The 14,274-nt window shown below is 61.5% G+C and carries 10 protein-coding genes and 1 pseudogene; 9 read left to right on the forward strand and 2 right to left on the reverse strand.

All coding sequences use genetic code 11. The features are described from left to right. Positions 1–162: 162 nt before the first annotated feature. The 3 genes and pseudogenes from arfA to FPK30_RS07140 all read left to right on the forward strand — a co-directional run bounded on the left by arfA (position 163) and on the right by FPK30_RS07140 (position 4,503). Positions 163–1,697: pseudogene (arfA, locus tag FPK30_RS07130) on the forward strand (arabinosylfuranosidase ArfA). A gap of 193 nt (positions 1,698–1,890) precedes the next feature. After that, positions 1,891–2,556 (forward strand): M23 family metallopeptidase, encoded by a 666-nt coding sequence (locus tag FPK30_RS07135; protein ID WP_144085910.1) that lies wholly within the window; start codon positions 1,891–1,893, stop codon positions 2,554–2,556. 120 nt (positions 2,557–2,676) lie between these two features. Next, entirely contained in the window at positions 2,677–4,503 is a 1,827-nt protein-coding gene (locus FPK30_RS07140) for an AMP-dependent synthetase/ligase (RefSeq protein ID WP_186279451.1), read from the forward strand. Here the strand turns inward: FPK30_RS07140 and FPK30_RS07145 are convergent. Both FPK30_RS07145 and FPK30_RS07150 read right to left on the reverse strand, forming a co-directional pair. Continuing rightward, the gene (locus tag FPK30_RS07145) at positions 4,473–6,020 is read right to left on the reverse strand and encodes a type 1 periplasmic-binding domain-containing protein (RefSeq protein WP_186279452.1); all 1,548 of its coding nucleotides are present in this window, start codon (positions 6,018–6,020) and stop codon (positions 4,473–4,475) included. The two genes, FPK30_RS07140 and FPK30_RS07145, sit on opposite strands and share 31 nt — an antisense overlap. Positions 6,021–6,289: 269 nt before the next feature. Next, a complete protein-coding gene (locus FPK30_RS07150; protein ID WP_144085912.1) occupies positions 6,290–7,549 on the reverse strand; it encodes an NADP-dependent isocitrate dehydrogenase in 1,260 nt (419 codons plus the stop codon). 163 nt (positions 7,550–7,712) lie between these two features. Between FPK30_RS07150 and FPK30_RS07155 the strand changes: the two genes are divergently transcribed. From FPK30_RS07155 to tsf, 6 genes are all read left to right on the forward strand, one after another. Next, positions 7,713–8,837, forward strand: coding sequence for a GuaB3 family IMP dehydrogenase-related protein (locus FPK30_RS07155; RefSeq protein ID WP_144085913.1), 1,125 nt, complete (start codon positions 7,713–7,715; stop codon positions 8,835–8,837). Between the two features lie 199 nt (positions 8,838–9,036). Then, on the forward strand, positions 9,037–9,591 hold the full coding sequence (locus tag FPK30_RS07160; RefSeq protein WP_144085914.1) for a hypothetical protein: 555 nt from the start codon (positions 9,037–9,039) through the stop codon (positions 9,589–9,591). 38 nt (positions 9,592–9,629) lie between these two features. Beyond that, positions 9,630–11,612 (forward strand): AMP-dependent synthetase/ligase, encoded by a 1,983-nt coding sequence (locus tag FPK30_RS07165; protein ID WP_144085915.1) that lies wholly within the window; start codon positions 9,630–9,632, stop codon positions 11,610–11,612. Between the two features lie 3 nt (positions 11,613–11,615). Next, positions 11,616–12,098, forward strand: coding sequence for a peptide deformylase (locus FPK30_RS07170; RefSeq protein ID WP_015021747.1), 483 nt, complete (start codon positions 11,616–11,618; stop codon positions 12,096–12,098). A gap of 225 nt (positions 12,099–12,323) precedes the next feature. Next, complete coding sequence (gene rpsB / locus FPK30_RS07175) at positions 12,324–13,193, forward strand: 30S ribosomal protein S2 (protein ID WP_144085916.1); 870 nt, start codon at positions 12,324–12,326, stop codon at positions 13,191–13,193. A gap of 26 nt (positions 13,194–13,219) precedes the next feature. After that, entirely contained in the window at positions 13,220–14,074 is an 855-nt protein-coding gene (gene tsf, locus FPK30_RS07180) for a translation elongation factor Ts (protein WP_144085917.1), read from the forward strand. Positions 14,075–14,274 lie beyond the last annotated feature (200 nt).

Here is a 14,274-nt window from a genome sequence, read left to right on the forward strand (position 1 = left end):
TAGGCAGCCGTTCGTCCGACACGGGGCTGTCCCTTTTCGAGATTGCGCAAAGCTGTAGCTGAGTGCTTTGCAGAATACACAACGTTGTACCATTCAGATGATCCATAGTTCCAACATGGACGAGAAGTATGGACGACAAAGTCAGAACGAGGGAGTCAGACAGTGACGCAAGGGCAGCAAACTCGCAGGAGCAGGGCACAGTTCAATGTGGATGAGGAGCAGGAGTCCACGTCCATTGACGATCGACTCTTCGGATCTTTCGTGGAACACTTGGGCCGGGGCATCTATTCGGGCATCTATGAGCCGGGGCATCCGACAGCAGACGAGCAGGGTTTTCGCGGTGACGTCATGAATTTGGTCAAGGAATTGGGCGTGACCACCATCCGATACCCGGGCGGCAACTTCGTCTCAGGCTATCGCTGGGAAGATGGGGTGGGTCCGCGCGAAAGCCTCCTCGTCGTCTCGACTTGGCCTGGCACTCCAGCGAAAACAACGAGTTCGGCCTGCATGAGATGAGCGATTGGCTGGACAAGCTGGGTGGCAACGAGCTCATGGAAGCCGTCAACCTAGGCACCAGGGGCATGCAGGAGGCCTTGGACCTGCTCGAATACTGCAATGTGCCATCTGGTACCGAGTTGTCGGAACGGCGGCGTGCCAACGGCCATGATCGTCCCTTCGACATCAGGATGTGGTGCCTGGGCAACGAAATGGACGGCGACTGGCAGATCGGCCACAAGAGTGCACAGGAATACGCCGATCTGGCCAACCGGACGGCTGTGGCCATGCGGATGATCGATCCGGGCTTGGATTTGGTCGTATGCGGATCTTCTTCGCACACCATGCCCACTTTCGGCCTCTGGGAGCGTACCGTCCTGGAGCGCTGCTTCGAAAATGTGAACTTCCTCTCATGCCATGCCTATTACGCGCCCAAGGATGGAGACATGGGCAGCTTTCTGGCTTCCGGTGTGGACATGGACAGTTTCATCACTGATGTGGCGGCCATCATCGCCGCCTCGCGTGCCCGGCTGGGCAGTGATCATCAGGTTTTCATCTCCTTCGATGAGTGGAATGTCTGGTACCAGGATGAAAGGGCCAGCAAATCGCCCGAAGGCATCGGCAATTGGCCTCTAGGCGCGCCGCTCTTGGAGGATGTCTATTCGGTGGCAGATGCCGTGGTGGTGGGTGACCTGCTGATCACTTTGCTCAGGCATGCTGACGTCGTTCATGCGGCCAGCCTGGCCCAGCTGGTCAACGTCATTGCCCCCATCATGACCGAGCCCGGCGGCCCGGCCTGGAGGCAGACCATTTTCTATCCCTTCGCCCTGACTGCCCGTTATGCGCGGGGTGCCCGTGTACTCAAGAGCGTGCAAAGCGGCGACACCTATGAGACCTCTCGCTATGGTCAGGTGCCCATGACTGATTCTGTGGCCGTTAGAGGTGCCGACGGTTCCCTAAGCATATTTGCGGTCAACCGTAGTCTTGAGCGTGCCGTTGATTTTAGCATCGTGCTGCCTGAACAGGATCGACATCGGAAGGTGGCGGTCAGCACCCTGCACGAAGATGACCCGTCGGCTCGCAACACCCTTGAACATCAGGAACAGGTCGTCATGCACGCCAGACAAGACTTCAAGATGGAAGAAAATGTCATCAACCTTCAACTGCCTCCCATCTCTTGGACGCTCATTCATTTGGCTTAGAGGGCAAGAAGGCATCTTGGCTGGGAATCCTTTCGAGGACTCTCGAGTAGCGTGTTTTGACGATCCATCTGAGTGTGGACGACTCCATATTCGACCACATGCCTCCTATTAGTCGGCAAGGCTTTGGCATTAAGTCCATCATGATGGTGGACGCCCAATCGGGCATCCGTGATGACGGAATGAAGGTGCGATTATGGCCTGTGCGCGTGACCATAAGAAGAAGGGTATCCAGAGGGTTACCGGCCGGATGCCTGACATGCCTTCCGGCTGTCGGCCTCCCTGGTTCCCCAGGACCCTGCTGGCATTGACGCTGGCCTTGGTTCTGTCGGCCGCGGGACCTACGGCAACCGTCGCGGCTCAGCCTGCGCCGACCCTGCCTTCGGCTGCAGCTCCGGCGCAGAATGATCGAGTTACCTCATCGACCTCTGCCTGCCGCCGGGGCTGGCTGTGGCCCCTTGAACCTTTGTCTGGCGACAAGGCTGTTCCGCAGGTTATGCGTCCCTTCGATCCTCCGGATCATCCGTGGCTGAGCGGTCATCGCGGGATCGATCTGGCAGTGCAACAAGGCAGGCCCATCCGGGCCCCAGCAGACGGTGTCATCACGTTTGCCGGTTCTGTAGCAGGCAAGGACGTGGTCTCCATTCGTCACGGCAAACTGACCTCCACCTATGAGCCAGCCAAGAGCTCTTTGCCGGCGGGAACCCGGCTGCAGGCAGGCGCAGTCTGGGGAAAAGTAGACGGGGTGTCTGACCACTGTGATCAGGATTGCCTGCACTGGGGGCTGAAAGATGGTCATAATCACTATCTGGATCCAGGCGCTAAAGTCGGACGGCATCGCATTCGTCTCAAGCCTCTCTAGGAGTGCGGGGGTCCGTTTGCAAGACTCGCGCGTCTGCAGGCCGGGTATATCGCCGGCCCGGGGGAGCGGTTAGAATCGTAAAGCATAACGCCGTTTCAGCAGGGAGTGGTCATGCAGAACATGCAGCAAGAATTTACGCGTCCGCTTGAGAAGCCCATAGACGCCGATGCCGGTGTCTTCTCCCTGCTTGAGGACAGGGTGAAGCGCCTGGGCGACGATCCTTTGATCGAATATCGGAGCGGACGCGAGTGGAGCACGATAACGGCCCGGGAGTTTCGCGACCGTGTGGTCGCGCTGGCCAAGGGGCTTATGGCCCGGGGGGTTGGCCGGGGGGATTCGGTAGCCATCGTCTCGCACACCCGATGGGAATGGACCGCCCTGGACATGGCCATCCTGGCTATCGGAGCCGTGACGGTGCCGGTCTACGAGACGGACTCTCCCGATCAGATTCGGCGCATCTTCAACGACTCCCATGTCGGCATGGCCTTTCTGGAGGATGACGACATGAGGGCCCGAGTGGACGCTGTTCGTTCCCAGTGTGCCTATCTGAACGACTTGTATGTGATCACCAGGGGAGCACTGACCACCATGACCGCCTATGGACAGGCGGTGGACCAGGCGGATTTCCAAGCCCGTGCCGACTCGGTGCAGGGCTCCGACTTGGCCACCATCGTCTACACCTCAGGCTCCACGGGCAAGCCCAAGGGCATAGAACTCAGCCATAGCAACATCATCTTCACCGTCCGTTCGGGTGTCCAGGCCGTCCCTGACATCTGTCTGGGCGAGGGCAGACGGCTTCTGCTCTGCCTGCCCCTGGCCCACGCTTTCGCCCGTTGTCTGCAGTTCTTCGCCATCGCCACGGATCTCACGCTGGGGCTTACCGGATCCATCCGCAATCTGTTGCAGGACATGCAGACCTTCAAACCCACTTTCATCCTGGCTGTGCCGCGAATCTTCGAGAAGATTTACAACGCGGCCTCCCAGCGGGCCGGAGCAGGCGCCAGGGGCAGGATTTTCCTGGATGCCGCAGGGGTGGCCAGGCAGTGGTCTCGTCATCAGCAGACCGGAAGCCGGGTTCCCATGTCGCTGAAGACCAAGCACCTCATGTATACGGGCACCGTTTACGATCCCATCCTGGAGGCCTTGGGCGGCCGGGTCCGGTATGCCATTTCGGGCGGCGCTCCTCTGGACAGGGACATCGCGGACTTCTTCAACGGCATAGGTCTGCCCCTGCTGGAGGGCTACGGCATGACTGAGACCATGGGTCCGGTGACGGTCAACCCCACCAAAGGCTACCGTCTGGGCACCATCGGCCTGCCCATGCCCGGCATCACCGTGGGCATTGACCAGGAGGGCCAGCTGTGTGTCAAGGGCCCCGATGTCTGCATGGGCTACCACAACCATCCAGAAATCACCACCCGGCAGATTCGCGACGGCTGGCTGATGACCGGCGATCTGGGCAGTCTGGACGAAGACGGATTCGTTCGGTTGACTGGCCGGCGCAAGGAGATCATCATCACCGCAGGGGGTAAGAACATTTCGCCGTCGCTGCTGGAAACAGCCGTTGAACGTTCGCCCATCATCAGCCATTGCATGGTCATCGGGGACCGCAGGCCTTTCATCTCGGCCCTGATCACCCTCAATCTCGAGGAGGTCAACAAGTGGTTGCGGGATCAGGGTGCTGAACCCTTGGACGATGCCGCTTCGGCTGGGGAGAACCCTATCATCCGCACGGAGATCGATCGTGCAGTAGACGCGGCCAATGCTCAGGTCTCCCGGGCCGAGGGCATCCGCCGCTATCTAATTCTGGATCAGGACTTCACTCGTGAAAACGGATTGCTGACCGCGTCATACAAGCCCCGCCGTCAGGAGGTTCTCAAGCGGTATGAGGACCGGATCGAGCAGGAGATCTATGCTCAAAGACCCGCGTCGGCTGGCTTGATGTAGCCTGTATCGATCAGCGCCGCCTTGAGGTTGGAGGCCGAAACCGCAACCAGGGGTCTTGATAGGCGGCGCAGTTGCTTGCCGTCCTGGTTGACGGTCTGGATCGTATCCATGGCTGGCACCTTGCCTTGGCTGTTGAGCCCGACACAGGCCTTGGCAATATCAGCCGCAAGCCCCAGTCTGTCCTCCAGACCAGTCATCCACTGCCGTCCGTCCACGATTTGAGGGATGTTGTCTACGTAGGCGCCGTATCCACTGATGATGGGCCAGGCAGCATGGTCGTCCGAGGGTGTGGAATCCTGGGTCCTGCCCGTGCCCTGTGAAGGATCCGCCTGCGACCTTGTCGGATTCTGCGCTGTAGGACTCTGAGCGGGTTTGGGCACGCGCTTCCGGTGCAGATCCTGGCGACCGACCATGGATCCCACAATGCCTGATATTGAGATCTCTGGGTTGACGTCCGCTGAAGAACCCCGATATCCCAGATCCCCGAGCTCAGAGACCACACCGGAAACAATGAAATCGTTCATGGCCAGAATGCCGTCCACCTCAGTGTGGGTCTTGGCGCCATCGTTCGTGGCCAGGCGGGTCGCCAGCTCTTTGCCGGTAGCCGAGGCGTCCTTGCCTGGATCAAAGGCGATCGCCTGCCAGTCCTTCTCGGTGCTGTCTGCCGTCAGGAGCCCCGAGGGGCTGACAGCCCGTCCATCTTTGAAATAGGGCCCCAGCACCTGCCAGATGCCAGCGAAAGCCTGGGCGGGGAAGGAATGCTGTTCATCCTGATCCTCTTGCTGGTTCTGCCCAGCCTGGCCGGTGTCAACGCCCTTGTCAGCAGGGGATGCATCGGATGATGCATCAGCTGTCCGGTTCGGCAGCAGAATCTCGATGCGGCAGGGGTTGTCCTTGCTGGCCTTGTCCAGCTCCAGCTTGCTGGCCAGCTTGTCCGCCTGCATCTGACCGATGGCCCGTGCATCAGACAATTGCACGAACAGATCCGGTTGGATTCCCGGCACCTGGTTGGCCAGCAGGACCACATGCATGCCCGCGCCCGCAGCCAGCCGCAGAGACGAGACCAGACGTGCGCGCGCCTTGTCTTTGGCATCGGCATCCAAAGACTTGCTGATATAGTCGCCATACTGGCGGGTGATGGAATCCGGCGAGGTCATGGGTGCCACCACCAGTGTGGTCGGCTCTGAAGTCTTCCCGGCCTTGCGCTCCGAAAGACGGTTGACCAGGTAATCCTGCAGCTCCTTGCTTTGATCCTCCAGATTCCCGCTGGTGTAGGCATCGATGTGTTTATCGGAAAGATGCTCCTTGGCCAGTGCCGCCTTAAGCTCAGGAACCAGCGCGGCCCACTTGTTGATGGGCGTGTGCTGGGAGAGGGTGATGCCGTCGGAGGGAGTGAAAATGGCCACCCGACCGGGGACCTCAGCGGCCGCTGTGGTTCCCTGGCTCTGTGAGGCGCTCGGAGACTGTTGTCCACTGCCCGAGGCCGGACCACCGCAAGCAGCAGCCGAGGCTACCATGGCCAGGCCTGCCAGCAGGGCCAGCAAGCTGGACAAACGCCGTGCAAAGCCGGTCTTCTTCACGTTCGCTCCTTCATTCCGACAAAGCCCGACTCTGGCCGGGTCCCGAGCAACCATTCTATGGGCTCTCGGGCAGGAGCGTATGAAGGGTCGATGTTTCGCGTACACGGTCCTCGCCGATGGGACTGACAGTGCAGGCGGATCTGAGGAGATTCACCGCCTGCAAGAACCTTGTGCAATGGCAGGAGATAGTGGTTTTGTCCGATCTGCTAGTCTGCTTTGGCTGTCTTGCGCCCCCTGGTCTCTGCAGGACCTGAAGCCATACGCTCGGCAAGTGCATGGTCCAAGGCGTCCATGAACCCGTCGGTGTCCAGCCAAGGCTGATCAGGACCTACCAGACTGGCAAGATCCTTGGTCATGCGACCGGCGCGCACGGTCTCGATGACTACGGATTCCAGTGTTTGCGCGAACTCGGCCACTTTGGGTGTGTCATCCAGTCGCGCCCGCTGCCTGAGCCCTCCGGTCCAGGCGAAAATGGAGGCGATCGGGTTGGTGGAGGTGGTTTCCCCCTTGAGCCAGCGCCGGTAATGCCTGGTCACGGTCCCATGGGCGGCCTCGGCCTCTACCGTCTGCCCGTCGGCCGTCATCAGCATGGAGGTCATGAGGCCCAGGGATCCGAACCCTTGAGCAATTGCATCGGACTGGACATCGCCGTCGTAGTTCTTGCAGGCCCAGACATAGCCGCCTTGCCACTTGAGCGAGGAGGCCACCATGTCGTCGATCAGTCGATGCTGGTAGGTCAGCCCCTCTTGCTCGAACCGACTCTGGTACTCCTGCTCATAGACCTGGGCGAAAATATCCTTGAAGCGGCCGTCGTAGGCCTTGAGGATGGTGTTCTTGGTGCTCAGGTAGACCGGATAGTGCCTCTGCAGGGCATAGTTGAAGCAGGAGCGGGCGAAGTCGCGGATGGAGTCGTCAAGGTTGAACTGGACCTGGGCCACGCCTGGACCTGGGTAGACCGTCACCTCGCGGGTCACCGGGTCGCTCCCGTCTTCAGGGGTGAAGACGACGCTCAGCTTTCCCGGCCCTGGAACAGTGAAATCGGTAGCCTGGTATTGGTCGCCGAAGGCATGGCGCGCCACCACGATGGGCTTGGACCATCCGGGAACCAGCCGGGGGATGTTGTCGATGACGATGGGCTCACGGAAGATGGTTCCGCCAAGAATGTTGCGGATGGTGCCGTTGGGCGACTTCCACATGCGTTTGAGACCGAATTCCTGCACCCTAGCCTCGTCAGGGGTAATAGTGGCGCATTTGACGCCCACATGCTCGCGCTGAATGGCCTGGGCCGCCTGCACGGTGACCTTGTCGTCGGTGGCGTCCCTGTTGCGGATGCCCAGGTCGTAGTAGTCCAGGTCCACATCCAGGTAGGGCAGAATCAGCCGTTCCTTGATCATTTTCCAGATGACCCGGGTCATTTCGTCACCGTCGAGCTCGACGATGCGTCCCTTCACGGCGATCTTCTCCATGGCGGCCTCCTAACAGTGGGCGGGTCGGGGGCCGGATCCTGCTCCCGGTGCCGCAGTTGCGCTCGCGAACAGTTCTATCCCAAGTTTGTTACTCTCTGTTCCCCTGCTCGTAACCCGTTCGTAGCAAGCCGGAGCGTCATCATGAGGCGCTAGGCTGGCAGACATGACACAGGAAATCGAAATCGGTCTCGGCAAGAAGGCCACGGTGGCCTACACGCTCGATGATGTCTCCATACTCCCTTCCAGAAGGACCCGGGATCCCCAGGATGTTTCCACGGCCTGGCAGGTGGATGCCTACGAGTTCGACCTGCCTCTGCTGGCGGCGCCCATGGACTCGGTGACCAGCCCTGAGACGGCCATTGCCCTGGGACGATTGGGCGGACTGGGTGTGCTGGACCTGGAGGGGCTGTGGACCCGATACGAGGATCCGCGCCCCCAGCTGGACCGGATAGCCCATGCCTCGCCAGAGCAGGCGACCGGGGTCATTCAGGAGGCCTACCGTGAGCCGGTCAAGGCGGAGCTGATCACCCGCCGTCTGCAGGAGATTCGCAAGGCCGGGGTCACGGTGGCCGGAGCCCTGTCCCCTCAGCGCACCCAGGAGTTCTATACCACTGTGGTCGATGCGGGTGTGGACCTCTTTGTGATCCGAGGAACGGCAGTCTCGGCCGAACACGTCTCCACCAGCCATGAGCCCTTGAATTTGAAGAAGTTCATCTACGACCTGGACGTGCCGGTCATCGTCGGCGGGGCCGCCACCTACCAGGCTGCCCTGCATCTGATGCGCACCGGTGCTGCCGGGGTGCTGGTCGGATTCGGCGGGGGAGCCTCCTCAACTGACTCCGCCACCGTCGGAATTCAAGCCCCGATGGCCACGGCCATCTCGGATGTAGCCGAGGCGCGTCGTGACTACTTGGACGAGTCCGGTGGACGCTACGTTCAGGTTATCGCCGACGGGGAGACTGGCACCTCGGGTTCCTTTGTCAAGGCCTTGGCCATGGGGGCCGACGCGGTCATGCTGGGCACGCCTTTGGCCAAGGCCAAGGAGGCTCCCGGCCAGGGCATGCATTGGGGGGCCGAGGCTCATCATCCTGAACTGCCTAGGGGTCGCAGGGTCCAGGTAGGTCAGGTGGGGAGCTTGGAGCGCATACTCTTCGGCCCCAGCGACCGCACCGACGGCAGTCTGAATCTGATCGGGGCCCTGCGCCGGGCCATGGCTTCCACCGGTTATGTGGATGTCAAGAACTTCCAGAAGTGCCGTGTGGCAGTGACCCCCGCCCCCCGCTGCTGAGCAGAATAGGGCATTCACGGTTCAGTTATCCACAATCCGCATCAAGGCCGGTTCAGGTTGACCACATTCCTGAACCGGCCTTTACAATCCCTCGGTGCATTCCTACTCTGGACGTAATCGCTGTCGTTGCGTCGGTTGCCCAGTGCGCCTCGCCGGCATGGGAGGGGGAACAAGCACATCGGAGTGCGAGGAGAGAAGTATGACGGAGTATATGGATCTGGCACCGGTCTGGGATCACGATCGAGCAACCGAGGAGTCGACAGGGCAGGAGATCGGCGGCTGGTGGCCGTCAACCTGTACGCAGGTGCCGCTGGGGCTCGGCGACATCAATTTGACCGTGCGAACGGTCAACTTCATTCGGCCGGGGGATGCTGCCGGACATGAGGGTCTGTCGGCGGATCTCAAGCGTATTCTTGTCAACCTGTGCGCCTTAGCATCCAGGGTCTTCGATGTGTTGCGGGGTCGTTTGCCTATGAAGAACCTGGACCGTGTGCTTAACCGCGTCTGCATGGAACGATTGGCTCTGCTGGCCCAGTTGCTGCGGGATCGGCATCTGGGCATGGTCCGCACGGCGGATCATGCCGGCATGACTTACCTGCCGCTTATTCCTAAACTGGTCGAGATCTACCGCGTAGACCGTGACCGGTACGAAACCACCATCGGATTTCTGGTCGGCGAGCGCACTGTGCTGACCAACCTGATCGTCGCCAGAAGCGGTTCGCGCTGGGTTTGCGTCCGCTTCGACATGGGCTAGGCGGCGGCTTTGGCGGGGTGACCCATATGATGGTGGGTATGTTGCGTGAATATACGGTCGAGCTTCAACACCCGACGACGGACAAGGACACCATCTATTCACTCCTGGCAAAACGCACCGCCCGCGACCCTGAGGAGCTGGTTGCCCAGTGGCAGGATCCCATGACCAGAAACTGGCACGATGTCAAGGCCGGGCAGATGTCCGCACGGGTTCGCGCCGTGGCCAAGGGCATGATGGCTCTGGGCGTGGAAAAGGGCAGCACCGTGGTCATCTATGCCTCCACCAGCTACGACTGGGGGGTCACGGACTTCGCCTGCGCCGCCATCGGTGCGGTCTCGGTGCCCATCTACGAGACCGACTCGCCCACCCAGGCCCAGAAGATCGTTCAGGACGTGGACTGCGTCCTGGCCTTCGCCGGCGACTCAGAGCATGCGCAGATCCTGGAGCAGGTCCGGGGATCCTCGCCCAAGCTCAAGTACGTCTTCAATTTCGAAGCCGGGGGCCTGAACGCAGTCAGTGAATTCGGCCAGGGAATCGAAGACGAGCGCCTGGATCAGGCCATTGCCCAGGTCAAAGCCGACGATCTGGCCACCATCGTCTACACTTCTGGCTCAACTGGGGAGCCCAAGGGTGCCATGCTCTCCAACCGGAATTTTGTCCATATCGTCTTCGTGGGCTGGGATGTGCTCTACCACATGCTGGCAGCACCCTCCCGCCTGATGCTCTTCCTGCCCCTGGCCCACTGCTTCGCCCGTTACATCCAGTACGTGGCCATCGGCGCCCAGGGCGTGGTCGGATACGTCTCCAACGCCAAGCACCTGCTGACTGATCTGCGCACCTTCCGGCCCACCTATCTGCTGGGCGTGCCCCGCGTCTTCGAGAAGGTCTACAACGCCGCCTCGCAGAAGGCCGGCACAGGTCTGGCCGGCAAGGTCTTCGCCAAGGCCACCAAGCACTTCATCAAGTGGTCCAAGGACGAGCAGGAGGGGAGTGGCCATTCGCTCCTGACGCGCCTGGCCCACGCCTTTTACACCAAGACCGTCGGCAACACGATCGAGTCCGCCCTGGGCTCCAACCTGAGTTACCTGGCCTGCGGCGGCGCGCCCATGAATGCCGACCTGGCCCACTTCTTCAACGGGATCGACGGGATCACCTTCATTCAGGGCTATGGGATGACCGAGACGGCGGCCCCCTGCATCGTCAACTTCGAAGATGCCAACGAGGTCGGCTCGGTCGGCCGTCCTGGCTCGGGCATCACGGTCAGGCTGAGCGACGACGATGAGCTCCTGGTCAAGGGCCCCAGTGTCTTCATGGGCTACTACCACCAGCCCGAGCTGGATTCCACCGTGCTCGACAAGGACGGCTGGCTGCACACCGGCGACCTGGCCCAGATCGACGACCAGGGTTTCGTCTTCATCACCGGCCGGAAGAAGGACGTCATCATCACCGCCGGCGGCAAGAACGTGAGCCCGGCGCCTTTGGAGGATGTCATCAGCACCTGCCCCATAGTCTCCCAGGCCGTGGTCGTGGGCGACGGCAGGCCCTTCGTGGGCGCCCTGGTCACCCTGGATGCCGGCATGCTCAGGTCCTGGCTGACCTCCCAGGGCCTGGACGCTGACATGAGCATGGAGCAGGCCAGCCATAACGATGCCATCCATGCCTTCATCCAGCAATATGTGGACAAGGCCAACTGCAACGTCTCACGGGCCGAGTCGGTGCGCAAATTCCTGGTGCTGGACAAGGACTTCAGCCAGGAGGACGGCACCCTGACCCCCAGCCTGAAGGTCGTGCGGCCCGAGGTGCTCAGCCAGTACGCTGAACTCGTGGACAAGGTCCTCTATGCGCCCAGGACGCCCGCCAAGCCCGCCGCCAAGGAGAACGACATCGTCAGCAGGGCACGGACCACCATGAGCGATTCCCTGGCCAGCATGACCGGACGCAAGCGTGATGGCCACCAGGAGGAGCAAACAGACCAAGAGGACGAGAAGGACGGCCGTGACGGCCGGAATGACGAGGAGTAAGCAGTGGCGATTCGTACAATCAGAGTGGTTCCCGATCCGGTTTTGCGCACCCCCTGCGATCCTGTGACCAGCATCACCCCGGCTGTGCGCAGTCTGGTCCGTGACCTGGTGGACACCGTCGACGATCCCGGCAGGGCAGGCTTGTCGGCCAACCAGATCGGGGTGGGCCTGCGCGTCTTCTCGTACAATATTGGCGGCAAGGTGGGCTACATCATCAATCCGGTCATCGACAAGACCTCCGGCGAGCAGTATGGCGAGGAGGGATGCCTGTCCCTGCCCAACCTCTGGTATCCGACCAGGCGGGCCGACTACGCCCGAGCCCACGGCATCGACTTGGATGGCAAAACAGTGACCCTCGAGGGCCATGGCATCATGGGGCGGATGATCCAGCACGAGTGCGATCATTTGGACGGCCATGTCTATGTGGATCGGCTGGAGAGCGACGTTCGCCGCAAGGCCATGCAGCAGCTGAGATCAGCCAGGTAGGCAGAGGGCGAACACGATACCCGAGGTCATTGGCCTTGGGTATCATGGTAATTCGGCGTGTCATTGCGCAGGTCCGCTGTCACGGGTGGGCAGGCGCGCCAAGAGTATTCCCGAACACACGCCGCAAATTCGCGCCATGTCCGCGACGTCCTGTGTCGGTCGGCTCCTCGGAGTTGCACGCAGGTGCACATGGCCAGGCAATAACCGACAATGAAAGGTACGGACATGGCACAGATCACCATGAGCGAAATGCTGAAGGCCGGCGTCCACTTCGGACACCAGACCCGTCGTTGGAACCCCAAGATGAAGCAGTACATCCTGACGGAGCGCAACGGCATCCACATCATCAACCTCTTCAAGTCGCTCGGTCTGATCGACCAGGCCTATGACTTCATCAAGCAGACCGTGGCCCACAACGGCACCGTGCTCTTCGTGGGGACCAAGAAGCAGGCCCAGGAGGCCATCAAGGCCCAGGCCACCCGGGTGAACATGCCCTACGTCTCCGAGCGCTGGCTGGGCGGCATGCTGACCAACTTCCAGACCGTGACCAAGCGGGTCGGCCGCTTGAAGGAACTGGAGGAGATGGACTTCGACGACGTGCACGGCTCGGGGTTGACCAAGAAGGAGCTGCTGCTCCTGCGGCGCGAGAAGGACAAGCTGGAGCGCCAGCTGGGCGGCATCCGCAACATGAACCGCACCCCCTCGGCCCTGTTCGTGGTGGACATCAACAAGGAGGCCCTGGCGGTCTCCGAGGCCAACAAGCTGGGCATCCCGGTTGTGGCCCTGGTGGACACCAACACGGATCCTGAGCTCGTCACCTACCCCATCCCGGCCAACGACGATGCCATTCGCGGCGTCGAGCTGCTGACTCGGCTCATGGCTGATGCCGTGGCCGACGGTCTGCTGGAGCGCTCCGGCAAGGCTGCCAAGACCGAGGAGGCCTCCGACCAGCCCATGGCCGAGTGGGAGAAGAACCTGCTGGAGAACAAGGACGGACAGCCGCAGGAGCAGGCCCAGGAGACCGCCCAGGCTCCCCAGGCCGAGCAGCCTGCGCAAGAGCAGCAGGAGACCCCCGCTGCCGATCAGGCCGCCTGAACCTGGCATCTAGATAGGAGAGTTTTATGGCAAAAATCACCGCTGCACTGATCAAGGAGCTGCGTGACCAGACCGGCGCCGGCATGATGGACGTCAAGAAGGCCCTGACCGAGGCCGAGGGCGACATGGCCCGCGCCAAGGAGATCATCCGCGCCACCGGAATCCAGGCCGCAGGCGCCCGTGAGGGCCGCAAGGCTCAGGAGGGCCTGATAGCCTCCACCGTCGTCGAGGGCGGACAGGGCCAGATCGGCTATGCCGTCGAGCTCAACTCCGAGACCGACTTCGTGGCCAAGACCCCTCAGTTCATCGAGTTCGGCCAGGAGGTCATCGACGACGTGGCCAAGGCTGATGCCTCCAACGCCGAGCAGGTCGATGCCGCTCCATCCAAGTCCGGCACCGTCAAGGAGACCGTTGAGGAGGCTGGCGCGCTCTTCCATGAGCACGTCAAGGTCGGCCAGGTGGCCCGGGTCGAAGGTCCCCGTGTGGAGATCTACGCCCACCGCAAGTCCGTGGAGATGCCCCCATCCATCGTGGCCATGATCGCCACTGATGAGGCCGGCGCCCAGGTGGCCCATGAGGTGGCCCTGCAGATCTCCGCCATGAGCCCCAAGTGGCTCAGCCGCGAGGATGTGCCCGCCGACGTGGTGGAGTCCGAGCGCCGCGTGGCCACCGAGAAGTCCCAGGCTGAAGGCAAGCCCGAGAAGATCATTCCCAAGATCGTCGAGGGGCGTCTGAACGCCTTCTTCAAGGAGACCGTCCTGCTGGAGCAGCAGTACGTCAAGGACACCTCCAAGACCATTGGCGATCTCTTCAAGCAGGCTGGCGGCAAGGCTCTGGCCTTCGCCCGTCTCGAGGTCGGCAAGGGCGACGAGGAGGAGTAGCCCAGCAATGTACTTGAGTTGCCTGGCCTGATCCTGCCTGAGGGATAGGCAGGCGACCCGCATTGATGGCAATTGACAGTGGGGGAGTGGCTTTCGTGGCCGCTCCCCTTCTTTTGCCCCGAGCCTGCTCGAGGAGGGGTTGTCGCCCAGCCCCGGTACCCTATTAGCGGCGTATTCCGCCTGTCATCATGTTTGGAGAA

The sequence above is a fragment of the Bifidobacterium apousia genome (assembly GCF_007559275.1).
Lineage (GTDB): Bacteria > Actinomycetota > Actinomycetes > Actinomycetales > Bifidobacteriaceae > Bombiscardovia > Bombiscardovia apousia.

Bases quoted from the DNA above. Each gene is read 5' to 3' on its own strand.
- FPK30_RS07135 (WP_144085910.1), top strand. From the start codon at position 1,891: ATGGCCTGTGCGCGTGACCATAAGAAGAAGGGTATCCAGAGGGTTACC.
- FPK30_RS07140 (WP_186279451.1), top strand. From the start codon at position 2,677: ATGCAGCAAGAATTTACGCGTCCGCTTGAGAAGCCCATAGACGCCGAT.
- FPK30_RS07145 (WP_186279452.1), bottom strand. From the start codon at position 6,020: ATGGTAGCCTCGGCTGCTGCTTGCGGTGGTCCGGCCTCGGGCAGTGGA.
- FPK30_RS07150 (WP_144085912.1), bottom strand. From the start codon at position 7,549: ATGGAGAAGATCGCCGTGAAGGGACGCATCGTCGAGCTCGACGGTGAC.
- FPK30_RS07155 (WP_144085913.1), top strand. From the start codon at position 7,713: ATGACACAGGAAATCGAAATCGGTCTCGGCAAGAAGGCCACGGTGGCC.
- FPK30_RS07160 (WP_144085914.1), top strand. From the start codon at position 9,037: ATGACGGAGTATATGGATCTGGCACCGGTCTGGGATCACGATCGAGCA.
- FPK30_RS07165 (WP_144085915.1), top strand. From the start codon at position 9,630: ATGTTGCGTGAATATACGGTCGAGCTTCAACACCCGACGACGGACAAG.
- rpsB (WP_144085916.1), top strand. From the start codon at position 12,324: ATGGCACAGATCACCATGAGCGAAATGCTGAAGGCCGGCGTCCACTTC.
- tsf (WP_144085917.1), top strand. From the start codon at position 13,220: ATGGCAAAAATCACCGCTGCACTGATCAAGGAGCTGCGTGACCAGACC.